The sequence below is a fragment of the Kaistella haifensis DSM 19056 genome (genome assembly GCF_000735695.2).
GTDB classification, from domain to species: domain Bacteria; phylum Bacteroidota; class Bacteroidia; order Flavobacteriales; family Weeksellaceae; genus Kaistella; species Kaistella haifensis.
This window is the reverse complement of sequence record NZ_JASZ02000014.1, coordinates 19,758-44,951: the sequence shown is the minus strand read 5'-3', so window position 1 is coordinate 44,951 and position 25,194 is coordinate 19,758. Positions and strand designations below refer to the sequence as shown.

Below are 25,194 nucleotides of genomic sequence, written 5' to 3'. Positions count from 1 at the left end.
AATAATTCAGTAATTTCGCAAACTTAATTTTTAACCTTTGAATATATATAATGAGTGAAGGAAAAGAGATGTCGTTTTGGGGACACATCGGCGAATTGCGCAGTCACCTGATCCGTTCGTTAATCGCGATTATTGTGGGTGCAATTCTGGTGGGCTTCAATGTCAACTGGATTATGGATCATATTTTTTTCGGTCCTACACGCAATGATTTCCTTACGTTTCGGGCGGTGAATCATTTTTCTCGCGAGCTGATTGGCCACGACAGCATTGTGTTGCCAGATCATTTTGCGGTGCAGCAAAAGAAACTCTTCCAACAGTTCAATGTAATGATGTCGGTATCGATATTTGGCGGAATGGTAGCGGCTTTTCCTTATATTGTTTGGGAACTTTGGCGGTTTATTTCTCCCGCTCTTCATCCCAACGAAAGGAAAAATTCGGTGTTTTTAATCAACTTTGTTTGGATTCTTTTCATGGTGGGAATTCTTTGTGGGTATTTCCTCATTTTACCATTTGCGATCAACTTCGGGTTGCTCTTCAAAATCTCCGATTCCATCACCCAACTCTTTGATCTCAGTGATTATACGACTTTGTTTATGCAGGTAGTTTTGGGAATGGGCATTGTTTTCCTTTTCCCAGTGATTGTTTATTTCCTCACTTCGATAGGAATTTTAACTCCAAAATTTATGAAAACTTACCGCCGACATGCCATCGTGCTCATCATGGTGGTTGCTGCGGTAATTACGCCAGCTGATGTTTTGAGTATGATGATGGCTGCTTTCCCGCTGCTTTTATTGTACGAATTCAGTATTATGATGAGTGCTTATACTTATAAGAAAGTACAATCCAGAACCGATTTACCGGCAGTAAAATAAGCGATAAGTTGTTCATTAAAATTAAAAATACTACACCTTAAAAATAGAAAAATCCCTTACTAGAAGGGATTTTTTTTTATTTGAAATTCAAAAACTAAGAATGTCCGTCTTCTAGGATTTCTTTGTTCTGATATTCCTGAACCAGATCGATGGCATTGGAAATTACATCGCTCAATGCGGTGATGAAGGTATTTTCTTCCGCAAGACTCATCGCGTGCTTCAGGGCGTCGATTTCCTTCGGAATAATTTCATAGCTGATATCTCTACCGGATTGATGAATTCCGTCAATTAAAAGCCCATTGATTTCTTCTTCGGTTCTCCCGCGAAGATGTTTTTCGTTTCGGATGATGATGTGGTCGAACATCCGTCCGGCAATTTTTCCACATTCCTGGATATCCTCATCTCGCCGATCGCCAACCCCGGAGATAATTCCTATTTTCTTCGGTGATTCTACATTTTTCAGGTAATCTTCAATCGCTTCATAGCCCGCAGGATTATGCGCGAAGTCTATTAAAACTTTGAATTTTTTAAATTTAAAAATATTCAGTCTGCCCGGAGTAAGCGCAGGACTCGGAATAAAGGTACGAAGCGAATTCGCAATATCTTCAATCTCGAAACCTTGAAGATAAGCCGCCAAACTTGCTGCCAGAACATTAGAAATCATAAATTTGGCCTTCCCTTCCATTGTGATGGGAACGTTTTGGGCTTTTACGATTCGGATTTTCCAGTCGCCTTTTTTGATCGTGATGAAACCATCCTCGCATACACAAGTGATTTTTCCTTCCTTAGCAAATTTCTTAATGTGAGGATTGTTTTCATCCAGACTGAAAATGGCTACTTTCGAATGTAAATCAGGCATTAACCTCATGGAATATTCGTCATCTGCATTCAGAACGCTCCAACCGTCTTTTTTTACGGAATCGAGCACTACTCTTTTTACTCGGGTTAAGTCTTTCAAATTATGAATATCACTTAAGCCCAAATGATCTTCTTTAATATTAGTTAAAACCCCGATATCGCAACTGCTAAACCCTAATCCAGAACGGAGAATTCCGCCGCGTGCGGTTTCCAGAATGGCAAATTCTACAGTGGGATCTTTCAGAATAAATTCTGCAGAAATAGGTCCTGTGGTATCACCTTTGGTCAACATGGTATTTTGAATATAAATTCCGTCGGAAGTGGTGAATCCTACACGATAACCATTGTTTTTCACGATATGGGCAATCAAGCGGGTTGTGGTGGTTTTACCGTTGGTCCCCGTCACCGCGATTATTGGAATTCGGAAAGGTTTACCTTGTGGATAGAGCATATCGACTACCGGAGCAGCAACGTTTCTCGGCAATCCTTCGCTTGGCGCTAAGTGCATTCTGAATCCTGGTGCGGCATTCACTTCCAGAATTGCACCACCGCTTTCTTTTAACGGTTGGGTAAGGTTTTCTGCCATAATATCGATTCCGCAAACATCGAGACCGATGATTTTGGAAATCCTTTCACACATCGTCACATTTTCCGGGTGTACCATATCGGTAACATCGATGGAAGTTCCGCCGGTGGAAAGGTTTGCTGTGGATTTTAGATATACAATTTCCCCTTTTTGTGGAACGGTTTCTAAAGTATAACTAAGTTTTTCGAGCAGTTCGTTGGTGTCTTTATCCACCAGAATTTCGGTGAGGACATTTTCATGGCCGTACCCTCTTCTCGGATCTGTATTTTCTTTGTCGATGAGTTGCTGAATGGTCATTTCGCCATCTCCTACGATGTGTGCAGGAACTCTTCTGGCGGCGGCTACCATTTTGTGGTTGATCACCAAAACTCGGAAATCGTAACCGGTAATGTATTTTTCAACAATCACTTTTCTTGAATAGTTCTGCGCATGCTGAAGACCTACGATGGCAGCTTCCATATCATTTACATTGATGGAGGAACCTTTCCCATGATTCCCGTCGAGGGGTTTCAACACAATCGGATAGCCAATTTTGCGGATTACCCTTTCCAATTCTTCTGCCTCGGTGATCAAATCTCCTGATGGAACAGGAATCGCTGCTTCTTCGAGCATTTTTTTGGTCAATTCTTTATTACAAGCAATATCCACTGCGATAGAACTTGTTTTACCGGTAATGGTTGCTTGAAAACGTTGTTGGTTCACCCCGTAACCCAATTGCACCAAAGAGTTTCTTCCCAATCGAATCCATGGGATATTTCTTGCAACCGCCTCTTCCACAATGCTTCCGGTAGAGGGACCCAATCGTTCTCTTTCACGGATCACCTTTAATTGTTGAATGCATTCGTGAATATCATAAGGGCGATCTTCTATTAAACATTTTGCGATTTCTACTGATTGTTCGGCTGCATACACGCCAGAATTCTCTTCCAAATAACTGAATACCACATTATAAACACCAGGAGTTTTTGTTTCTCGGGTTCTTCCGAAACCAGTATCCATTCCTGCTAAAGTCTGAATTTCTAAGGCGATATGTTCTATTACATGCCCCATCCAGGTTCCCATTTCGATTCTATGAAAAAAGCCACCTTCTACCCCTTCCGAACAGCGGTGGGTAAACAAAGAAGGAAGGAGTTGCTCAATTCTTTCACGGAAGCCATCAATTTTATTGGTCGGCAAATGCTCCATTTCTTCCAGATCGAGCCTCATTTGAATTAATTTCTTTCGTCTGATGCTCCAGATATTCGGGCCTCTTAAAACCTGTATTTTCTCAATTTTCATAGTATAATTCTGTAATATTAATGATGGTTTTTTTCAGTAGTTATATCAAAGGTAAAATAAAAGCTTCATAGTTGATATTTTTTCAGAAAAAAAAGTTGAAGAAATGCTTTCGGCAATAGAAATATGTTGAACAACTATTCATGATCTAAGCAAAATAATGCGATTTCTGCACAAGCAATTATAATCTTACCAAATACAGCAGTAGTGTTTAAGGTTCAGATAACCGCATCAATTCCAAAAATGAAGTTTTGGGTGTAGAACGGCTCAAATATCTTGTAAATAAGATATGGTCATTAAACTAAATTGATCGGCATGAAATCGGATATTATTTCCTTGAATTTAAGGTTTGAATCATCGGGAATAAAGCACAAGTTTCATACTGAAAAGTATTTACTTGCTTCGATAAAAACAAATAATTGGAATTATTCTATTTGCATTAATTAACGAAATTAGATGATTTTTCTTATTTCCTTTCAAGATATTCATCTTCTTCTGGTATTGGTTCTCCATTCATAAACGCTTCAAAAGAACCAATTGGAGCAAAATCTATATGAATAGTCGAATAATCATTTTTCTTTCTCCACAAACGAACAGAATCAGTTCCTTTTTTTATCAGCCATTCTCTAGTTACGGGTTGTCTTTCTTTTAAACCTAAAACATCTACTAAAAGCCATTGTCCTAAAGCGGATTGCCCGAAACGTTTTCCATTTTCATCATATTCGGTATTACTTCCCGACTGCAACCCTTTCATATTACTTTGGGTAACCAATGATGGAATTCTCTTACCATTTGGAAGTTGCAAATAAAAGCGAACTTCTGGTTTGTCTTCTTTGTCGCCTTTGAAACTCTCACGACGATTTTCAAAGTCAAAAATATTATTAATGAAGAAATTAGGATTTTTTTTATGAAATTCTCTAGGTATAGGTATATAAACTTCATTAATAGGTCTAAGAGTTCCGCTTCCTTTATTTTTTGGAGCTGCATTCCACGCATTAAGCCCTGATTTTTCTTCTACTTCTTTAGTTTTATAAGAGTACAATGGAAGATATACTTCAACTATATCAGGTTTAGTTTCTTCTTTTGCTGAACCTATTAATTTCATGTAAGATTTTAGAAGAAATTCGAAAGGATCTTCAATTATCTTTACATCAAATTTATTTAATATTAAGGTGTCATTTCTTGATGAGTCAAATTTCTGCCATATTTGAGAATCCCCAAAAGTGAATTTATAATCTTTGTGACCATCAGACCATGAAAATGCTGTTGGTGTTAAAATGAAATTTTGTAATTTATCTACGTCAATTAAAGGATAAGCACATTCATTTATAATAAATTTGCCTTCGTCTCGAGTTACATAATGGTAGATGTTTTTATCTTCGGATAATCCCAAACGTACGTAATCACTCTTCATTTTTTCGTTTTTGATTTCCGAAATTTTGAAAGCTAGTGATTCTAATCCTAATTCTTTACTTTGTTTTATGTCGTCTTGATAACGTTTAAGTTGCATTACCTTTTGAAAAGAAGGTTTGCTACCCAGCCACGTTTTTAAACCAATTCCTATCCTATCATTTCCAAAAACTGATAAGACATCGTGAGGCGTATTCCCTATATCTACATTTTGACTATTGAAAATTTTTGCAAATACAGTTTCTTGAAATTTTGAATCAAGATACGGGATTAAGTCGCCTTGTTTTTGACGAAACAAATTGGTTAAAGCTCCATAAACCTGTAAGAACTGAATATATTCATTTCTTTGTTCAGATGAATATTTATCCCAGATACTCATTTTTGGTTAGTTAGTTGCTCTTGAATAATGAAATAATTCTCCTACATTATTTGTAATAATTTCAAGTTGGTTACTGTAACTTTTAGGTTTTCTTTTTTTAATATTTTTAAAGAATTCAGTTACCACTGAATATTCTAAATTTGAAAGAAAATCATTCATTCTTGATTGATCCCTTTCAGAATTTATTTCCGATAGTTCAGCTTGATGATTTATACATATATCATAAATATTATTATTACAATCTTTAATTCTAATTGCATAAATATTTGAGGGAAGTTGAGTTTTATCAAGATTACTTACATCAACATTAAATATGTCTATAGTTTTCATGATTATAATACTTTTATGATTTCATTACTAATTCTTTCAATCAAAGGCGTTGTTACAGAGTTACCAGCTTGCATATACAATTTACTATTTGCAATAGGAGGCAAAACGTATTTATCCATTGGATAGCCTTGAAAAGCAAAACACTCTTTAGGAGTTAATTTTCTGATTCCAAAATCATCTTTTATTAATGGTACGTTGTGTCCACCTGCACCCATATTTGCTGTTAATGTCGGACAAACACTACTTTTATTTTCTCTTACATAAACTCTACGCCATTGATAAACGGTATCTTTACTTGTAATTGTTTTTACAAGTTCAGGGTAATATTGATGCGTTTCAGGGTAATAATATTTATCTTCTTGTTTTCCGTTTTCTAAAATATCATGAATTGTCTTTGTCAATTTGATTTCTTCAGGAAATTCAAAACTAGCATAATTAGGAACTTGTTCAGGATCAAATGCCACGACAAAAATACGTTCTCTATTTTGAGGAATATTAGCATGCGTCATTGAGTTTAAAACCTTATGAAATACTTTGTAACCAAGTTTCTTTTCTAAAATCTCAAGAATTACCTTAAATGTTTTTCCTTTATCGTGAGAAACTAAATTTTTCACATTTTCTAAAAAAACTACTTTAGGTTTATGCTTTTCAATTATTTGCTCTAAATCAAAAAAAAGCGTTCCTCTAGTGTCAGAGAATCCTTTCCTAAGACCTGCAATTGAAAATGCTTGACAAGGAAAACCTGCGCATAAAATATCAAATTCATCGGGAATATAATTCTTTACGCTTTCTTTTGTGATGTCTCCGAACGGAACTTCCCCAAAATTTTCACGATAAGTTATTTTTGCATCTTTATTCCATTCGCTTGTATAAACACATTTGCCACCAACATTTTGCATTGCGATTCGAAAGCCTCCAATTCCTGCAAACAAATCAATGAACTTAAAAGTATAATTCTTTGGCGTTGGAAATGGCACATTCTCTACCTCAAATAAAAACTGCTGTAAAGCTTCTTTTTCAACAACGAAAACCTCGTTGTCGTTTTTATACTGTACATAACTTTTCAAGATAGTTAAAGCTTCATCTTTATAATAATTTGAAACACCATTATGTAAATTATGAAGATAATGTGTAAGTACGGCTTTCTCATCCTCTAAAGGTTCAACAAGCTTAATCTGGTAACTTTTGTTATCAAATTCCTCAATGCTTATTTTCTCTTTTATCAACATACTTTTTTAGCTTACATGATTAATGTTGCAATTTACATGATAAAAATTAATCTGAAGTAATCTCCCAATATATTAATTAACATTTGGTGATAAAATTAAGAAATTAATTCAATTATTCTTCCCTCATTTTCTTCATTTTCTTGCAGATTTCTTGCACCCTCCTTGCGGATTCCTTCCCAAAAAAGCCTTTTTTCGGAAACAAACCGCAAGGATTCCCGAACAATTCCGCAACAAAGCCCGAAATACGGCAGTAAATAAGTGACAGGAAGTGACAAGGATAGACATCGGATGACATTTCATGAAATACTGCAACAATACATGACGACAGCAGAAATGGAAAGACTTTGAAAGACCACCAATGAATTTCGATGAAAGAAGATGATATTCCGGCACAAACAAAGACACTCACCGAAAAAAAAGGATGATCTAGGATAGGGACAGACGTTAGTGGAAACGCACTTACAATGAAAGAATTCGATAGCCAGTTTGGTACTCGGAAAGTCAACAAGGAACTATTGGAGAAACAAAAAGAATTACTAAGAAAAAAAACGAAAATAAAAGTCAAACTACGTCAAACTATGTAAGTTTAAGTCACTGATTATTAAATACTTGCATTGTGTTATTTAATGTTTTACTTTTGTATCGAACCTTTAAATAAATACAAAGTGGGTACAATTAAGAAAGGAATCCTAGGAGGATTCAGTGGAACCGTGGGAACGGTAGTAGGCGCAAATTGGCGCGGAATGGACGTGATTAGAAGCCGTCCGAAATCATCAGGAAGCAACCCTACGGTTGCACAACTGATGCAGCGGGAAAAGTTTTCGCTGGCGATGAAATTTCAGAACTCCCTTCGGGCTATGCAAAGCAGACTCTATGGGGAAAATTCCGGAGTGAAATCGCGGGTGAATCTAGCAGCAAGCTATCTGCTTCGTGAAGTGGTAGCGGAAGAAAACGGGCAAGCCGTACTGGTAATGAGCAAAGTAATCGTTACCAAAGGGGAAGTTACTGGTTTTCAGAATCTGAGTGTTACTGCAGCAGCAGGCGAAATCCTGAATTTCGAGTGGGACGACAACAGCAATGAAACGCTGGCGAAGTCTACCGATATTTTCTGTACCGCCATTTTCGAGGAAGAATCGGGAGTGTTCAATGTACAGGAAGGTCCGGATCAGCGTGACACTCAAGCATCCAGCGTAGCATTGCCTGCAACCTGGAGTGGAAAATCGGTTCATGTGTATGCATTTTTTCAGAATGAAACACAAGACAAGGCGTGCAACAGCATGTACTTGGGCAAGGTGGATTTGATATAATGGTATCAATCCAATTGACCTCTAAAAAAACCGCGGGAATGTATCATTCCTGCGGTTTTGATTTTTGGTATTCACCATTTAAATTACTCCTGATCTTCGTCAGCTCCTTCTTCTCTTTCCATGTATTCATCGATCTTGCTTTTGAGGTAATAGATTTTACCTCGAATTCTCTTAAATGGAAAAACACCCTCATTCCGCCACCGTTGTAGAGTTCGAGCGCAAACATTAAAAAGAGTCGCCATATCAGCAGTATCATAATACAACTTTTCTACAGCTTGCCTTTTAGTTTTGTCCTCGAAATCCGGTATTCGATAAGATGGCCTTTGTTCATTTTTTTTCCGTCTGTTCATATTAAAAATCTGTCAAAAGAAACTCTTTTCTATAGGTCACTAATCGCCTATTTATCAATGGTTTCTGTTTGGTTTATACACAAATATATGAATTTCATATAGTTTTTCATAGCCAACCACGATGAATACAGCGTTTTTGAAGAAAAAGTTTTCCACATTCACACAGACCTTGCAATGCAACTAAGTTTTTTTGGCAAAACATAGAAAAAAACCACTAAAACCACTAAAACCCGTTAAACATTAATGTTTAAATTACTGATTATTAATTAATTAAATTTAAACACTCTAAAAAAACAATCTGTTATAGGGTTTTTTCTTAAAAAATAAATTCCTAATAACCTCGATAACATTGTTCTAATCAACAATTTCGAAGCATAAGAAGATCAATTCAGATGCTGTTTTTTTCATGATTTTTATGCATCTGTTTTCACCTTAAGAAACATTCAGAATTGCTAGATTGCTGAAAGGATTTCGCTGGCTAAACATAGCAAATGGAATGAGGCAGTATCTCATTTCCGGTAAACGTTTAAAAAAATTCTATTTTCTTTTCAGAAGTAGAAGCCACTTACACTATCATTATATCTGATATGGTATTGGGTGGACGGATTGTTGAGCGTATGATTTGATACGATCCCTATTTTTTGAACCCATTAAAACAATTCTTCAAAAAAAACAGATCATCGAAATGCCCGATGATCTGTTTGAGTATTTGGAGAAACTTGTGCTTTTTTAGTTAAAAAATAAAGGCCATCTTTGAAGAAATTCAAAGCCTAGGATGAAGGCAGGCAAAGCCCAGTCAAAGCCCAGGATAAAGGCACTTCGACCCTAGTTCTTTTTGAAAGTTAAAAACGGTGTTTCACTGGCTTCTCCGAATTAATTTAAAATTCGCTGCATTTCAAATACATTTGCTGATGAATTAATCGAGTGCGGGCTCGTAAGCAGTGATATCTTTTCGCAACCATTCGGGAAGTTCAATAGGTTTCTTCAATGCGATGTCTATCATTACTTGGACACTTTTGCCTTTGGCGTGCAGGATTTCTGAGCCATCTTTGGCGGTACTCGTTATCAGGTATTCGATTTCGAAACTTTTATTTCCCAAAGAGGAAGTCCGCATTTTGATGGTAGGATTTGTTGCCGACAAAGACAGTTCCTTTAAATAATCACATTCTATATGGGCAATCACAAACATGTATTTCTGCCAGTCCCACTGTTGGCTTACGGCGTGCATATAATGGCCGCGTCCGATTTGGAAATATTCAAAATAATACACATTGTTTACATGGGCAAGCGGATCCAGATCATTCCACCTGATGCTTAGCGGCATAGCAAATTTGTAATTCTCGGTATTGACGTTGTTCATTGTTTTTAAATTTTAAGATTGTTCTAAGATCGATAAATTTAGAAAAATTGATGGATTTAAAAATGGTTTTCTATTTAAAAATTTGCAAATATTCCTTTATTTTAGAAAATCTTTGTCCTTATACGCCGGATTGGGATATTGATAAAAGCCTTCGTCAGAGGATGTACCCAACTTACCCAAATCTAGGAATTCTTCTTTGAGCCTCTTCACTGTTAATATCTTTACCGGGTCTTGTGTAGCATCAGCTTTCATTTTTCGAATATTAAAAGCGGTATTGATTCCTATAACATCAATAAATCCAAATGGCCCAAGCGGAGCTCCGGTAGCCACCATCCAGGTTTTATCAATGATTTGTGGATCTGCCACGCCTTTCCCCCAAAGTTCTAATGCTGCATCCAAAAAGGGCACGAGCAAACTGTTCAGGATATACGCCGGCTGTTCTTTGTATATAGGCAGAGCAACCATCCCAATGGATTTGGCAAAGCTAACCAACAGATCAAAAACGGCCTGATCTGTGCCTGAATGCCCCCATAATCTCTGCAGTATTATATTTCCGGATGTCATTAGCAAAATGAAGGGCAATAAATTGATTAGGGCGTCCCGTGTATGGTGCCAAAGCGCTAGGCAACAAGGTGGAAGTATTGGTTGCAAAAATGGTTTTTTCTGGCGCTACCGCTGCAAGTTTTTCGTAAAATTCCTGTTTTATTTGTGGGTTTTCTGGCACTGATTCTATCAACAAATCGGCATCTTTTACCGCTTCTGCTAAGTCTGATGAATAGTATAAATTATTAAAAGTTAATGCCAACTGCTCATCTGTTGCATTCATTTCATTTTTAAGCGCTTCGCTTAGAGAGTTGAATTTTGCTTTTGCTTTTTCCAATACCTCATCACTGATGTCATAAACGGTTACTTTATAGTGGTGAAAAGCAGCTTGAAAAGCGATCTGGAAGCCCAAAACGCCGCTACCTGCGACTGTTACATTTTTAATTGTCATAATACTTTGATTTAATAATTAATATTTATGCTATTAAATTACAAGTATATTATCCATTACCTTATGCAAATATTTCCTGAACCCATTTATTTGTTCCAAGTGATTCTTTTCCCCTTCCGGGGCGAGAAGCAAGTACATCTTAATCGTACCTAAAAAAGTATAAAATGAAAAAAGCAGCTCCTGATCATTTATCGCAAATAATGGCTTTATCATTTTCTTATATTGTGAGAATACCACCTCCCTTCTTTCCCTTATCAGATCCGACAGGGATTCTTTATATTCAGAGATGCCATTTATAAACAATACATCAAATCCATATCTGTTCAAAAGAGCCCAGTTAAAAAACTTATCGATAAAAGCATTGAGCTGTTCAGAAGATTTTTTTTGTTTAATTTCCTCGTCCACAAGCGTGACGGTATCAGCAGTAGTACGTTCAACAATGAAGTATAGCAATTTCTCTTTTGTCCTGAAATAATAGTGGATCATTGAGCTGTTGCATTCTGCAGCTTTGGCAATGTCCCGGATAGAAACAGCATCAACTCCGCGGGTGAAAAACAACTGCATTGCCGCGGTTTCTATTCTTTTTTCCGTATTATCAGTACCTGAATATTTCATATCTTATCATTTAAGTTGATGCTTTGCTAAATTTCTCCTGTTTCCAATTCTTTTTGCATACGTCTTCTGTTTTTTCTACTCATCCATAGTTTGCCGGCCCTGTCTATTCGGATTCGTAAAAGCCTATATCTTATTTTACCAAAATGATGGAACAGCACGTAAACCAACACGCCCATTCCCGCCAAAATAATATAGCCGTAAAGCGTTTTATTGGCAGCAAGAACAGCATTAATCTGAATGCTTCTCAGGTTAACTCCGCTACCGGGACTGAGCAAGGTAACATCGTCCAGATACACCGCCAGATTACCGAGGCTCTGAAGCTGCAGCTGATACTGCATCCAGGAAAACAGTGCCGAAAATATCCCAACGGTAATAAAGGTACGCCACAGTACAATAATGCCGATTGCAGACAGCAGTTCCGTCATTCCCAGCTTATCAAAAGTATAATACCAGATCACGATAAACAGTACTCCCATGCCGTAGCCTTTGAAAAACATAGGCAGCAGCCAACTTGCGTAGTTAAATTCCGGAACCATAGAAAAGTACATCACGATAACGTACATTAAATATGCTGCAAAACCTGTAAACATCAGCATTCTGATATGCATTGATTGGTTGAACCACTTTGCAGAAACCACCGCGCCGATCAACAGTCCCGGAAATATCATGAGGTTTAACGAAGCATTCGACAAATGATTATAGCCCAAAACGCCGACAGCAAAGATATTCTGGAGCGTGGTGGTTCCTAAATACATCCCAAGAAAAAGGAGCATCAGCATCCCATGGCGTACATTGCTTTTGGAAAATGCCTTAAGGGATATAAATGGTCTTTTTATAATTTGCATTCTCAGAATAAATAATAAAAAGGTGACGGAAAAGGCAATGGTAGCCCACTTTATTTTGTCTGATGCAAACCAGGCTTGTTGTTTCCCGAATGAAAAAATATAGCCCAGAAACATAAAACTGATGACAAAGAGCAGCATACCAAGCCAATCGATGTAATGTAACGGTACTTTTTTCATAAACCGCTGATTATGCTGAAAAACCACACATATCAATGCTGTTGCAAGGCAAACTGCAGCAATAAGCAGATAAGCGTACTGCCAGCTGTACTCCATCGACAAAGAAGCTACATAATAAGAGGAAACCTGGGTGATCCCAAGAACTACTGTATAAAACACCGCATAAAACCTTCCGCGGTTGCCGTCTGCACTCAAAATAAACATTAGGGGCAGGATTACCTCCATCATTCCTACCATTCTTAAAAAACTGATCAGAAAAGAGGCTCCAATAATGATTTCCGGTTGGTCCGTATTCCCCATTACCACAAACAAAAATGCCATTCCCGTAAGCGTAGTTACCATGATTTCTTTGGTTCGGAAACGGGCTTTCAGTCGTATCACCAGTGGCATGGCCAATCCCATCCCGATAACGCCTGCGTAATAGGCCCACATATAATCTTCTGTAAGCGCACCAGTTGCACCAACCAAAAAGGGTATATTGGATGTATAAACCGCCGTTACTCCGAAAAGTACAATGGATATCACCATTATAAGCAAAAGCATGATGGGCTTGGGAACCCAGCTGTGAAATAATCCCTGATTATATTGGCTCATTGTATTTTCTTTTTTTTAACATTAATCTTTCAGCTGGATGTTCATATTCATCCCTGCTTTCAGCTTTTCAACATTTTCTTTCTTGTTGGCTTCGGTAAATTCAATTCTTACAGGAATACGCTGCTGTACTTTAACAAAATTTCCGGTAGAATTATCAACAGGAACGCTAGAATATTTCGCTCCTGTTGCTGCTGAAACAGCTGTAACAACTCCTTCAAATTCCTGTCCTCCCAAGGCGTCTGCCTTCATTTTTATTTTTGAGCCTAGTTTTATTTTAGGCATCTGGGATTCCAGGAAATTGGCGGTTACCCATTTCTGGCCGTTCAGTACGATAGTCGCTACCTGTTGCCCGGGTTGCAGAAGCTGGCCTTCATTGATGAGTCTTCTGCCCATCACCCCATTGTAAGGTGCGGTAATAACGGTATAGGAAAGATTGAGCCTTGCCATATCCAAAGCCGACTTGGTTCGTTGGATGTCTGCGTCATTCAACCCCAATCTTGTCTGTACTTCCGAAACGGAAAGTTTGGTGGTATTTTTCTGTCCTAATAAAGATTCATAAGCTGCTTTTGTCGCGTCATATTCCGTTTTTACCTGATCATATTGCTGCTGGGTAACGGCCTCTGCTTGAAGTAGATTTTTATAACGTCTTAAATTTTGCTCCACATTCCACAGCCTTGCTTTTGCTCCTTCAATATTGGCATTCATCACCGCTACGTTATTGGAAACGGTATTCACGGAAGATGATGTCATATTTCTTGAAGCGGCTGCCGCCATATATGCTGCTTCGGCCTGCCCTACCTGGGTAAGGATTTCCCTGTTGTCCAAAATAACCAGCGTATCCCCTTTTTTTACCTGTTGGTGCTCTATAAATTTGATTTCTTTGATGTAGGCAGACACTCTGGTATTGATGGGATTGATAAATTCCTCTACCTGTGCAGATTCCGTATAGTCCTTGTCGCCAATATGAAAATATTTGGCAATCAGCCAGTAAAAACAAAGGGCGATCACCACAAATGTTAATACATTGACGATAACGGCCTTTTTTATCCCTTTTTTAGTGACCGCCTGTTTAGGATTGATTTCGATTCCCGAATCTTGTGCTTTTTTATCTTTCGGCATTTCTGTATTTTCTGTATTTTCCATGTTATAGTGTTCCTGTTGTTTTTATGAGATTATAATATTGGTATAAGACATTGATCTCTGCATTGGCATATTGCAGTTCTGCTTCCAGCTTGGCATTGGTGGCATCGGTCATTTCTGCTTGAATGGCCAGCTGATTTAAATATTTAGCCTCCACGATCCTATAGTTTTCCTGGGCAAGGCGTTGGCTTTCCATCAAGATATTGGCATTTTGTACGGCTTCCTGATATTTGACATAGGCAGCATTTACCCCCATTTGAATATTTTGTTTCATTAAAACCGTGGTCTCTATCAACTGCGTTTTTTGCAAATTGCCGAGTTTTAATTTTTCTTTGGTTTTGTAGAGATTGTCTATATTATAATTTAATGAAAGACCTACTTGCCACGAATTGGAATACATATCCAAAACCGGACTCACGTTGGTTATCGGCCGCTGCATATTGTAGCCACCGATTGCTGAAAGTGCAGGGTATTTGTCGGTATTGATAATCTCTATGTTTTTATCGGCCAGCTCCACATTCTTATTCATGGAAGTCAGCTGAGGATGACTCTGGTAAGCAAGATCAAAATAATAATTTTTGTCCCCTTCCAGTAATTTTTCCGTAATGCTTTCTGTGGGGATGATGGAGGTATCATCAGGAAGTCCCAATGCTATGGAAAGATTATAATCCAGAATGGCAATATTGTTTTTTACCACAAGGATTGCCTGATCTATATTCTGCAGAGCCAGTTCACCACGAATAACCTCATTTCGGGTAATCATTCCTTGCTTGTAATACTTTCTTACATTCTCCAGGCGAATCTGGGCCAGTTTTCTGTTGTTCTGATAAACTTTTTCCTGATTAATCAATTTGCAAAGATCCAGATAGTTTGAGATGACAAGGAATTTGATAGACTGTTGGTCCTTCACCTCATCCAGCTCCGCAAGCTGCTCGCGGATTCCCATCAGTTCTATTGATTTTTTTACGAGTCCGCCTTTATAAAGTAATTGTGATGCCTGCACAGCATAAGAATTTCCAAAATGCGGCATATCCTTGGTGGTCACCTTTGTGAAGTCTTTGTCCAGAATAAGCACATCACCGATGTACCCCGCAGTGGCGGAAGCGGCGGCATTGGGCAGCTGCTGCAGTTTTGCCACCCTGGTCTGTTGTTCTGCAATTTCTTTGCTTACAGAAGAAATCTTTAATTGCTGGTGATTTTCTAGTGCAAGATTGATTGCCTGAGAGATATTTAATTCTTTCTGAGCCTGGCCAAATACGGACCCGCACGAGAGAAAAATAGAAAATACCGTTAAAAACTGAATGCTCTTTGAACTTTTCATTTGTTCCATTGATTTTATGGAACAAAATTACGGCAGTTCAAAATTCAAACAAATGATTGAATTTCAGTAAAAGATGTTCAAATACGATATTTCATCACAAAAATTGCTTTCTATACTGTATTGGGCTAATTTTTTGATGTTTTTTAAAGAAATGAGAGAAGGAATAAGAGTCGCTGAACTGTAAATTATCAGCTATTGTATTAATGGATTTTGAGGTTCCGGATAATTGCGCTTTTGCCTCATTAAGAATAAACTCAGAAATGATTTCGTTGGCTGTTTTTCCGTTTTCCTGTTTCAGAACACTGCTTAGATGCCTCATTGATATGCCCAACTTTTGAGCATAAAACTGTACGGATTTATGGGTAAGATAGTGCTCCGAAACCAGCATAATGAAATCATAAACAATCTGTTGCGAACGGCTCATCTTGCCCTGTTGCTCGTAACCGCTAAAAGGGGCAAAACTCATTAAAAAATAGATGATGATCGACAAATAATTCACCCCAATTTCCTGAGAAAACTCTATTTTATCTTGGGATTTGAGGGTTTGGCTCAGAAGTCCTGTGTTATCCCACAAAATGGAAAACTCTTCCGGTTTAAGAGGGAAATTTCTGCTCAGTTGTTTTTTAAGGTTGTTGTATAAATTGAGTCTGTTTAATTTCAATGATACTTTTTCGATAAACGACCGATTGTAGGCAATAGAGCGGATTTCTATATCATTGCTGATTTCCAATAGCTCATAAACCGATTTCATATTGATAAGCACCACCGAATTTTCATGGATTTCTACCACACTGATCTGCTCTTTCAGTATAATTTTTCCTTTTTTAAGAAATAAAATAGCTGATTTTTTCGGTCGATAGGGATGTCCCACAGGAATATGTTCATAAACCTCTTTTTCCGTATAAACCGTTATCGTCTGAAGTTCTGATTCCTGATCGTTCACTATGTTTTCCGTGGTTTTCAATATTTTATTTTTTAAACAGATGATTCAATATTCGTAAAACTGCAACGGCACAAACTCAGATACACTATTTTGAATAAATTTATGACAATATCCTAGTTTAGACCACTAACCAACCTAATTCTTTCTATGAATAAATCTTTATAGTTAATTTTATTGGCATCGCTCAAAAATGATTGCTCAATCAATAATAGCATTTTCTTCTCAGCTTTGAGAAATCTTTTGAATACGTTTTCAATTTGTTTTTCCGATAGCCCAAGTTTAGTTCCCAAAATAACAAAATCAGATTTTGTTAAGCGACTTTTTTTACCTCCGATTGTTAAAGCGGTTTCTTCTTTATCCTCCGGTAAATGCAGTTGAACATTCAATAAATCATAAGCAGGAGCAAGCGCCCATTTTTCATCCTTTAAAATCAATGAAAAATTCTTAAGATGCATATCATTATTCCCTATAATATAACTAAAAATAATGACCTCATAAAGTCTTAAAACATCAAGTAAGGTATTGGACGAATGGTCAATAACCGCTTTTCCCACCTTTTCAACAGAACTTCGATATTTATCAAATGCTTCAGTAATTTGAAACATATCCAACATGTGAATTTTTTTACCTTTTGTTGTTCTGTCTATTCTTTTGGTGATGTAAGAAAGCTCTCCCGATTTTAATCGTATTAATGAAGATACAACGGTCTGTATTCTTAGCAATTCTGCTAACTTCATTGTTAGGTGTTCATTTTCTGGCATTTCGGGAAACGTTTTATTTTGAGGTTTCAAAATAAATTGACCTCCTAAAGCTTCTAATACCGTTAATCTTCCTTTTGTTCCATCTGCTAACTTTTCTTTTATAAAACCTAGAGATAATTTGGGTTGAACACCAGGAACTGAAATAGAAGTTTCGATAATCTCCTTTGCTAAAGTTTCCATCTCGTCTAAAGTATAATTAAGCAATGGAGCTTCCGCAGTACCAAAGATTTTTTTACTGCATTTTGGATGAAAATCAATTTCATCGTCTTTCAAAGCTTGATAACAAAACAGACATTTACTCATTTTCAGATAATTCAGTTAGTTCAACGCTTACTGATCCAATACAATTCTTACAACAAGCTAATAATAATCCCATGCGATCATTCTTATTAATTTTCCAGTTATCGGAGGCAATGTCTAAAAGCCATCCTTCGGGAATTAATCCTTCAAAGAATGGGAATAATCTTTTTTCTTTATAGACTTTACTAGAAACAGGCATTGAAAATGTAATCAACTGATTGGGATATTTTTGAATATAAGTAGAATCGTAGGAAAATGTATATTCACCATCGCCTGTTTCGGTAATAATCCCCGCAAAAATGGAATTATAAAAAACCCTTCCCTGTCTCATTCTTCTACTTCTTTAGTGTTCATAGGGATTAATTTACTACCAAACATCAAAAGAACCTGATTTACTTTTGCCAGACTCAAATTTTCTTTTCCCTGTTCTATTTTTCGAACAACAGTAAGTGCAACACCTGCGCGTTCAGCAAATTCTTCTTGGGTTAAACGAGCTTCTTTACGCTTTTGCTTTACAAAATTTGAAAGATTAGGATACATACTATATGCTTTTACAACGAATATAAAGCAAATGTATAAAATTATATGCAAATAAATACAATAATTTGTATTAAATAACAGATATATGTAAAAGCATATAATTTGAAATTAAAAAAAGCCTTCAATAAAAATAACTAATATAAAGTAAATTTTAAAAGAAATATTTTTATACAAAAGTTTTGATAGATTACTTTCCGATACAGAATGTAAAAAACTCTTTATTTATGGAGCTTTCCAAGTATTGAGATGTACGAAAGTAGTACAGCATTTATAATTTTATAAATTCAGATTGAATCTTTTCGATAACTTTAATTGGAATATTTTGCTTTTCGCACAGTGGTTTGAATAATTCAGTAGCTGAAAGCACACTTTCAATAACTGAATTGGGATTTTTGATGGTGAACTGATCTGCTATTATCAAAAGATCATCTCGGGTGATATCCGTTCTTTTCCCATTAACAGACATCGCCCTTGAAACTCGGGTGTAGTTTTTTAAAGCATCTAATGGATACGTTAAATCATAAGCTGGTGCCAAATTCCAACGGTCTTTCTCTTTATTATAGATAAAAGAAAAATTCTTCAAATGATCATCAATATTAAAAAACACAATATTGAAAACCATTCTTCTAAATAGCTGTTCAATATCTTTGTGTGGCAACTTTAGATCAACCGCAAGCCTAAACAGATTTTCATAAGATGAATGTTCAGGCTTTTTGAAATCCCAACCTGTCATTCCTGAAGCTGTTAAAATATGGTGCTTCTCGCCTTTTTGCCGATCAAATCGCAGAGTAGCAAAATGCTTATCATCAATTAGTTTTGAAGACATCATCACAATTCCTAAAGATTGAGCGATTTCATAATACACATATTCTACTTTTTCCTTGGAATAACTTTCTTCTGCATCTACAGAAAGCTTGATCAGGTAATGATTGTATTCTTCCGAATATTCCAAATCTCCTGCTTTTAAAACTCCAGTTTCCTTATGTTCTGACACCAAAATTTTAGGTCTGGCTCCACCTGCAGAAGTTCCTATTTTAAAGATATTGAGTAAAGAAATATCGCTTAATCCTTTTTGTTCTACCGAAGTTTTTACATCCAAAACCTTTTTTACCACTTCAGTTATTTCCTCTACGTCAATACTTACATCAGAAGAAATGTCTTTAGCCGGAGCAAATTCTAAAGCGCCCATACCTCTTTTACCCACATAGGTAAGCTGCTCCAGCGGTGAAATATTTATAAAATCCTTTTGGGAAGCTTCCAACCATTCTTTAAAAACAATATTTCCAAAGTAATCGGGCAAAGAATCGGCAATCATAGGTGGTAAACCTCTAAATGTTTCTCCCTCAAATTCGGAAAAAACCTGCACGTTTGGGCTTCTACGGATGACATAAGGAAACAGTCTTTTGTATGAATCCAACTCCAAAAATTCAGGATTGTATTGAAATGAGGATTTTCTCTGATCTTCATCATAGCCTATTTTACCAATTTCCAATCCATTAAAATGAACTGAAATAATCTGATTTTTTGCCATAATTAATACATTGGTGGATTATCTGTAAGATCATTCGTTTTACCAATAACAAATTGATTCAGCGATTTCATTGCATCAAAATATTGCAAAACCTTTAACAAAGTGTCTAAGGTTGGGTTTTCTCCGTTTTCGAGTTTGGCGATGGTAAATCTTGATAAATCCAATTCCTCCGCTAATTCTTGCTTGGAAAGATTTTGCGCTTTACGCATCTGTCTGCACCATTGCCCTATATTGGTTTTAACCTCTTTAATCGTAATAAAATCGAGCATAAAATGTAGGTTATAATAAACAAATATAGTAAAATTTGGTAACAATGATTGTTTTAATGAACATTTAATCAATAATTAGTATAAAAGGAAATTCGCGAAAGTCAAAGCTCTGTTGCGCATTTTTAACTTTCAAAATTTTTATCCCAAGAGCATGAATGCTTTCTGTCGTTAAAAGATAAATGATTTATCTAATATTTATAACCTATTCTTCTTAAAATTCTCCGCCTGCTCCAGCACATTCTTATAAACCTCATCCTGCGTAATCGGTGGATAACCGAATTGGTGAAGTTTCACAATAATCTCCATTTTCAATTGCGCTTTGATATCGTCTCTATCGCTCCAGTCTGGGAATTTGGCGGTGTCGTCTACTATCCTTTTGATTTCTCTGGCTAGTTCCAGCATTTTGTCTTTGTCAAATTCAAAACCATATTGCTTGCAGACCATATCCAGAATATCGTAGAACGCTTTTTCCTCGTAGTCGATTCCAAGGTCTTCAAAAGATGCCATTTCGGTACGGAGTTTTAAAATCAGGTCGAGGATTTGTTCGGAAGTATCTGCCTGAATACCATCATAGTCCAAAATATCCAGTTCGCTTCGTTCGTTATAATTGTTGATGATTTTCTGAAGTCTTTCAGAAAACTCGATGCCTTTTACTTTGTTGACTTTCTTGAAATCTGATATCGCCTGTTTCAATAGTCTTTCCAGTATTTTAATTTTGGTATTCGGCAGTTCCAGCGCATCAATTTTCTCTAAAAACTTATCGTTGAACAAATCAATCGCATTGGCTTTATTGTCATCCAGTTTAAAGATTTCTTCCACGCCTTCCGAGACGATGGCATCTTCTACCATTTTGCTCACTTTAGCATTCATCTGTGCGGTGTCTGGCGCTTCGCCTTTGGTCAGCTTTACCACAATCGATTTGATGGCAAAGTAAAAATGAATCTCATCGGTTTCTTTGTCATTGAAGATTTCCGAACCGCAAGTGAGATTGTAGGCAGCCTTCAGTTTTTTGGTAACATCTACAAAGAACTTTTCAGACTTTTCCGTAAGCAAAACCAATTCTGATGCACGATTCAGACAATGCAACTGCTCAACAGGCGAACCTGTAAAATAATCCGTCTTGTCGAACTGGTAGAAAAACTGTCTCAAAAGTTCCAGTTGGTCTTTCACGATTATCACGGCTTTGTCAATGTCTTCAAAATCATCGGCTGCTGTTGTGTTGTTAAACATTCCCAAAGCGTGGTTCAGGTTTTTCTTGATGCCGATATAATCTACCACCAAACCTTTGTCTTTCCCTTCAAACTTTCTGTTTACACGGGAAATGGTCTGAATCAGATTATGCGTCTGCAAAGGTTTATCAATGTAAATCGTATCAAGAAACGGAACATCAAAACCTGTAAGCCACATATCTACCACGATGGCAATTTTGAAGTTGGAATGTTTCTGTTTAAACTGTCTGTCCAGTTCCTTTCGGTCTTCTTTTGTTCCGAGGAGATTCCACAGAATTTCTTCATCATCTTTGCTTCTGGTCATCACCATTTTAATGCGCTCGATGGGTTTTATTTCCTTCTGCTCTTTCTCGCTCAGATGTTCCGCAATGGTTTTCTCACTCCATTCAGGTCTTAGTCTGATGATTTCTTTGAATAATTTATAAGCAATCTCCCGCGAAGCACAGACAAACATCACTTTTCCGGCAACAGTCGCTTTCTCCTCGATTCTTTTTTCGTAATGACTGATAAAATCCTGTGCAATGGCTTCAATTCTTCCTGGGTCACCCAAAATCACTTCCATTTTGGCAATCGCTTTTTGGCTGGCTTCCACGTGGTATTCCGAAGCACCTTCTGCAACGGCGTTTTGATAATACTGTTCGATTTCCACCACTTTAGAATGGTTTAGATTTACTTTTGCAGCACGACCTTCATAAACTAAACGAACTGTGATTTCATCTACCACAGATTCAAACATCGTGTAAGAATCTACCACCGGACCAAAAACATCCAGTGTTTTATCAATTGGTGTTCCTGTAAAACCTACATAGGTTGCATTCGGTAGAGAATCGTGCAGGTATTTTGCAAAACCATAGGATTTCCTCACACCGTCTTCATCGATGCGGACTTTCAAATCCAGATTCACCTGAGAACGGTGCGCTTCATCGGAAATACAGATGATATTGGTGCGGTCGCTCAAAATCTCGCTGTCTTCTGCAAATTTCTGAACAGTTGTCAGAAAAACACCGCCACTTTCTCTGCCCCGCAATCTTGTGCGAAGATCGGCTCTGGATTCTATATTAATGATGTTTTCATCGCCAATAAAATCCTTGGCATTGGTAAAATCTCTCGACAGCTGGTCATCCAGATCGGTACGGTCAGAGATAATAATGATGGTCGGACTTGCCAATTGCGTAGAACGCATCAACAGTCTCGACAGGTACAGCATCGTATAACTTTTCCCGCAACCTGTCGCTCCGAAATAGGTTCCGCCTTTTCCGTCGCCTTCCGGTTTGCGGTGCTTTTGGATATTATCGAAAAGCTTATTGGCAGCATAATACTGCGGATAACGGCACAGGATTTTTTCTTCTTTTTTAGTCGTATCGGGAAACCAAATAAAATGATGCAAAATATCACAAAGCCTTTGCTTGTTCAGCATTCCGTGGACGATTGACGTGGCAGTATGAATTCCCGTCAGTGCTTTCTTTTCTTCGCCTGTTATTTTATGCCAACCGTAGAAAAAATCGTAAGGCGCAAACAGAGAACCCGCTTTGTTATTCACGCCGTCGCTGATGATGCAGAACGCATTGTATTTCATCAGTTCCGGAATATCCCTTCGGTAGCGGATGCTTAGTTGTTTGTAAGCATCATAGATGGTAATCTCTTCTTCTATTGTTGTTTTAAACTCAAAAACCACTACTGGAATCCCGTTGATGAACAGAATCAAATCCGGAATGCGCAGTTCTTTTCCCTGAATCTCCAATTGGTTCACTATCTTGAAGCGATTGGTTTTCAAAAGAGTGCTTTCATCAATATCGATATAGCGGATGTGCAAATCTTTTTTAGAAGGATTGTTTCTCTTAAAAATCAGACCGTCTGCCAACAGTTTCCCAATGTATTTATTGCTGTCGTACAGATTGGAAGCAGGTTGATACGCCAGTTCATTGATAAGAGTTTCCAGCTCAATCGCTTCCAAATCGGGATAACGCAACAACAGAAAATCACTCAGATCTTCCCGAATCAAAACCTCCTGATGCGATGCCCGAACTACGTCTTTGCCATTTACGTACTCATAGCCTTCTCCTTTCAGAAGATGGATGAATGATTTTTCTAATTGGGATTCGGTGTATTTCATTAATCATGTATTTTAAATTAAATCATAATAACCAGACTTAATTCTTTTTAAAAGAGCAAGTTGTCTACCTATGCCTTCGTTACCTTCTTGTTTTAGTTCTTGATGCCTATATTCGTCTTTAGTATGCCAAGAGTGGTTTTCATCAGGAATTAAGTGTGAAACATATATATTAAGTTCATTTTCAATTTTTTTACAATAATATTCCTTTTGAGCAAATTTTTGATAAACAGATTGCTGGTTATCATCTTTATGAAGACATTTCACCAAATTTTCAGTACCTTCCTTATCAAAATCAAAAAGAAAAACTATCTGTTTTTGTTCGGCTAATTTTTGAAAAAAAGGTATCACTTTAAATATTTTGACCAAATCAGGCATATTACCCACACCTCTAGAATCAATAAATTTATATTTTTCTTCCGTTATCCCAGATTCAAAATTCTTAACATCATTTTTTCCTTCAACAAATACTATCAATTCATATTTAATATTAAAGACGTCCTCTAAAATCCCAAATTCACCATGATATACAAACTTAGGAGCTAATCTTTTCAAAATATCTCTTTTACCCTCCTCATCTGAAGCACATTTTAATTCACGAGAATCAGTCAATTCAAATAGTTCGACCGGTGCGACTTCAACCACAGTGGAAGGTGAATGCGTAGTAAGGATAACATTTATACTTTTGAATTGTTCTTTAATAACAGCAATATATCTTTCAGCTAGCAATGGATTCAAATTGGCATCAAACTCATCTAGCATAATCATTTCTAATTTTGATTCTTTTGCAGCAAAATAGTAACAAATCAACTCAAAAATAATTTTTTCACCACTAGAAAGTGAGTCAAAATGTATATACGTTTTTGAATGTTTATTGAAATGTTCGAATGCTATTTCATAGTAAGATTCATAGCTTTTAGGTGGAACAAGTTTATATTTAAAATACCCCTTTTCTGAATACTTTTGGAGCTCGTCATTAATTTCTTCCCATAATTTCTTTATTTTTCGTCGGGAATTTTTAGTTTTAAAATCTTGAAATATTTTATTTGACATCTTGTGGACGATAGACTCTATAGACCGAAATTCTCTAGTAAGCAAATCATAAACATAACTCTTCAAGGCTTCTTCACTGTGTATTCTTGAATTCTTTCGTAAGTCAATTCTAAATCTCTCTTCTATACTTTTTTTCTTCTTTCTAAGAATCAAATTTTGATCTTCGTTAAATCCTAAAGAATTAAATTTTTCTAAAATATTTCTGCCTTTTTTAACTCCAAATAATTTTATATTATCTTCATTATTTTGGTTTAACTCATTAATCAATTTATTATTGATATCTTTTTCGGTTACAAGTCCTAGACAACTTTTTATATTGTCCAACTCATCAAATTGATAGTCTGATAATAATTTAGCAATTGCTTCTAAGTATGAATACCCGTTTTGATAATAAATACTGTCTGTGTCGAATAATGATGAATAAAAATCTGTTCTATCTAAAAAAAGTAAGTCTGCTCTCCCTCTTCTTCGGAGACCAATAGATTCGATGTCTTCCATTACTCTTTCAAATGAAATCTCATCATTCAATCTAACTCCGCTACTATAAGTAACACTTTTTCTCCTTTCATCAATAGTTTGAAGAGTTTTTATAAAACATTTGCTTCTATCTGGATAATTTTCATATAAACACTTCAGAATTGTAGATTTACCCGAGCCATTTAACCCTGTTATAACTGCTAAATTTGTATTGAATTCTAAAATGATATCATTTGCAATTCCTTTATAACCTTTAGGGACTGTATATTTATATTTTTTCATTTAAATTTCATTTTGTAATTTTTTAAAAATTCTTTTACTTATCCACTGCTAGTTTTG

At 36.6% G+C, this 25,194-nt stretch carries 21 protein-coding genes and 1 pseudogene; 2 read left to right on the top strand and 20 right to left on the bottom strand.

What is annotated here, in order from left to right:
• Positions 1-50 precede the first annotated feature (50 nt).
• Entirely contained in the window at positions 51-872 is an 822-nt protein-coding gene (tatC, locus tag AP75_RS07920; RefSeq protein WP_088264162.1) for a twin-arginine translocase subunit TatC, read from the top strand.
• Between the two features lie 94 nt (positions 873-966).
• Here the strand turns inward: tatC and cphA are convergent, their stop codons facing one another.
• The 5 genes from cphA to AP75_RS07895 form a co-directional block, all read right to left on the bottom strand.
• Positions 967-3,594 (bottom strand): cyanophycin synthetase, encoded by a 2,628-nt coding sequence (gene cphA / locus AP75_RS07915; protein WP_031504090.1) that lies wholly within the window; start codon positions 3,592-3,594, stop codon positions 967-969.
• A 463-nt stretch (positions 3,595-4,057) separates the two neighbouring features.
• Positions 4,058-5,380 (bottom strand): phospholipase D-like domain-containing protein, encoded by a 1,323-nt coding sequence (locus AP75_RS07910; RefSeq protein ID WP_088264160.1) that lies wholly within the window; start codon positions 5,378-5,380, stop codon positions 4,058-4,060.
• A gap of 6 nt (positions 5,381-5,386) precedes the next feature.
• Entirely contained in the window at positions 5,387-5,710 is a 324-nt protein-coding gene (locus AP75_RS07905) for a hypothetical protein (RefSeq protein WP_088264158.1), read from the bottom strand.
• 2 nt (positions 5,711-5,712) lie between these two features.
• Positions 5,713-6,939 (bottom strand): DNA cytosine methyltransferase, encoded by a 1,227-nt coding sequence (gene dcm / locus AP75_RS07900; protein WP_088264156.1) that lies wholly within the window; start codon positions 6,937-6,939, stop codon positions 5,713-5,715.
• A gap of 95 nt (positions 6,940-7,034) precedes the next feature.
• Complete coding sequence (locus AP75_RS07895) at positions 7,035-7,214, bottom strand: hypothetical protein (RefSeq protein ID WP_031504088.1); 180 nt, start codon at positions 7,212-7,214, stop codon at positions 7,035-7,037.
• A gap of 390 nt (positions 7,215-7,604) precedes the next feature.
• On the opposite strand from AP75_RS07895, the gene AP75_RS07890 reads away from it, so the two are divergent.
• Positions 7,605-8,246 carry a DUF6266 family protein gene (locus AP75_RS07890; RefSeq protein WP_034767600.1) on the top strand — a complete coding sequence of 214 codons (642 nt, stop codon included), beginning with the start codon at positions 7,605-7,607 and terminating at the stop codon, positions 8,244-8,246.
• An 83-nt stretch (positions 8,247-8,329) separates the two neighbouring features.
• Here AP75_RS07890 and AP75_RS14660 read toward each other — a convergent pair whose 3' ends face one another.
• The 15 genes and pseudogenes from AP75_RS14660 to AP75_RS07815 all read right to left on the bottom strand — a co-directional run bounded on the left by AP75_RS14660 (position 8,330) and on the right by AP75_RS07815 (position 25,137).
• Positions 8,330-8,488 carry a helix-turn-helix domain-containing protein gene (locus tag AP75_RS14660; RefSeq protein WP_394335372.1) on the bottom strand — a complete coding sequence of 53 codons (159 nt, stop codon included), beginning with the start codon at positions 8,486-8,488 and terminating at the stop codon, positions 8,330-8,332.
• Positions 8,489-9,512: 1,024 nt separating this feature from the next.
• On the bottom strand, positions 9,513-9,956 hold the full coding sequence (locus tag AP75_RS07880; protein ID WP_228406645.1) for an acyl-CoA thioesterase: 444 nt from the start codon (positions 9,954-9,956) through the stop codon (positions 9,513-9,515).
• A gap of 96 nt (positions 9,957-10,052) precedes the next feature.
• Positions 10,053-10,950: pseudogene (locus AP75_RS14875) on the bottom strand (3-hydroxyacyl-CoA dehydrogenase).
• 33 nt (positions 10,951-10,983) lie between these two features.
• On the bottom strand, positions 10,984-11,565 hold the full coding sequence (locus AP75_RS07870) for a TetR/AcrR family transcriptional regulator (protein ID WP_031504083.1): 582 nt from the start codon (positions 11,563-11,565) through the stop codon (positions 10,984-10,986).
• A 26-nt stretch (positions 11,566-11,591) separates the two neighbouring features.
• Positions 11,592-13,181, bottom strand: a complete 1,590-nt coding sequence (locus AP75_RS07865) for an MFS transporter (RefSeq protein ID WP_031504081.1) — start codon at positions 13,179-13,181, stop codon at positions 11,592-11,594.
• Positions 13,182-13,202: 21 nt separating this feature from the next.
• The gene (locus AP75_RS07860) at positions 13,203-14,324 is read right to left on the bottom strand and encodes an HlyD family secretion protein (RefSeq protein ID WP_088264154.1); all 1,122 of its coding nucleotides are present in this window, start codon (positions 14,322-14,324) and stop codon (positions 13,203-13,205) included.
• Position 14,325: 1 nt separating this feature from the next.
• Entirely contained in the window at positions 14,326-15,642 is a 1,317-nt protein-coding gene (locus AP75_RS07855) for a TolC family protein (protein WP_088264179.1), read from the bottom strand.
• Between the two features lie 94 nt (positions 15,643-15,736).
• Entirely contained in the window at positions 15,737-16,606 is an 870-nt protein-coding gene (locus tag AP75_RS07850) for a helix-turn-helix domain-containing protein (protein ID WP_242589786.1), read from the bottom strand.
• Between the two features lie 92 nt (positions 16,607-16,698).
• Positions 16,699-17,619, bottom strand: coding sequence for a HipA domain-containing protein (locus AP75_RS07845; RefSeq protein ID WP_242589785.1), 921 nt, complete (start codon positions 17,617-17,619; stop codon positions 16,699-16,701).
• Positions 17,620-17,641: 22 nt separating this feature from the next.
• Positions 17,642-17,977, bottom strand: coding sequence for a HipA N-terminal domain-containing protein (locus tag AP75_RS07840; RefSeq protein ID WP_088264150.1), 336 nt, complete (start codon positions 17,975-17,977; stop codon positions 17,642-17,644).
• A complete protein-coding gene (locus tag AP75_RS07835; RefSeq protein WP_088264148.1) occupies positions 17,974-18,186 on the bottom strand; it encodes a helix-turn-helix domain-containing protein in 213 nt (70 codons plus the stop codon). Before AP75_RS07835 ends, AP75_RS07840 begins: the two co-directional genes overlap by 4 nt.
• A gap of 268 nt (positions 18,187-18,454) precedes the next feature.
• Positions 18,455-19,717: a type II toxin-antitoxin system HipA family toxin gene (locus AP75_RS07830; protein ID WP_088264146.1), complete on the bottom strand. Its 1,263-nt coding sequence runs from the start codon at positions 19,715-19,717 to the stop codon at positions 18,455-18,457.
• Positions 19,718-19,719: 2 nt separating this feature from the next.
• Positions 19,720-19,986, bottom strand: a complete 267-nt coding sequence (locus tag AP75_RS07825) for a helix-turn-helix domain-containing protein (RefSeq protein ID WP_031502141.1) — start codon at positions 19,984-19,986, stop codon at positions 19,720-19,722.
• 195 nt (positions 19,987-20,181) lie between these two features.
• A complete protein-coding gene (locus AP75_RS07820) occupies positions 20,182-23,328 on the bottom strand; it encodes a type I restriction endonuclease subunit R (protein WP_088264144.1) in 3,147 nt (1,048 codons plus the stop codon).
• A 12-nt stretch (positions 23,329-23,340) separates the two neighbouring features.
• Positions 23,341-25,137 carry an AAA family ATPase gene (locus AP75_RS07815; protein ID WP_031502140.1) on the bottom strand — a complete coding sequence of 599 codons (1,797 nt, stop codon included), beginning with the start codon at positions 25,135-25,137 and terminating at the stop codon, positions 23,341-23,343.
• Positions 25,138-25,194: the final 57 nt, after the last annotated feature.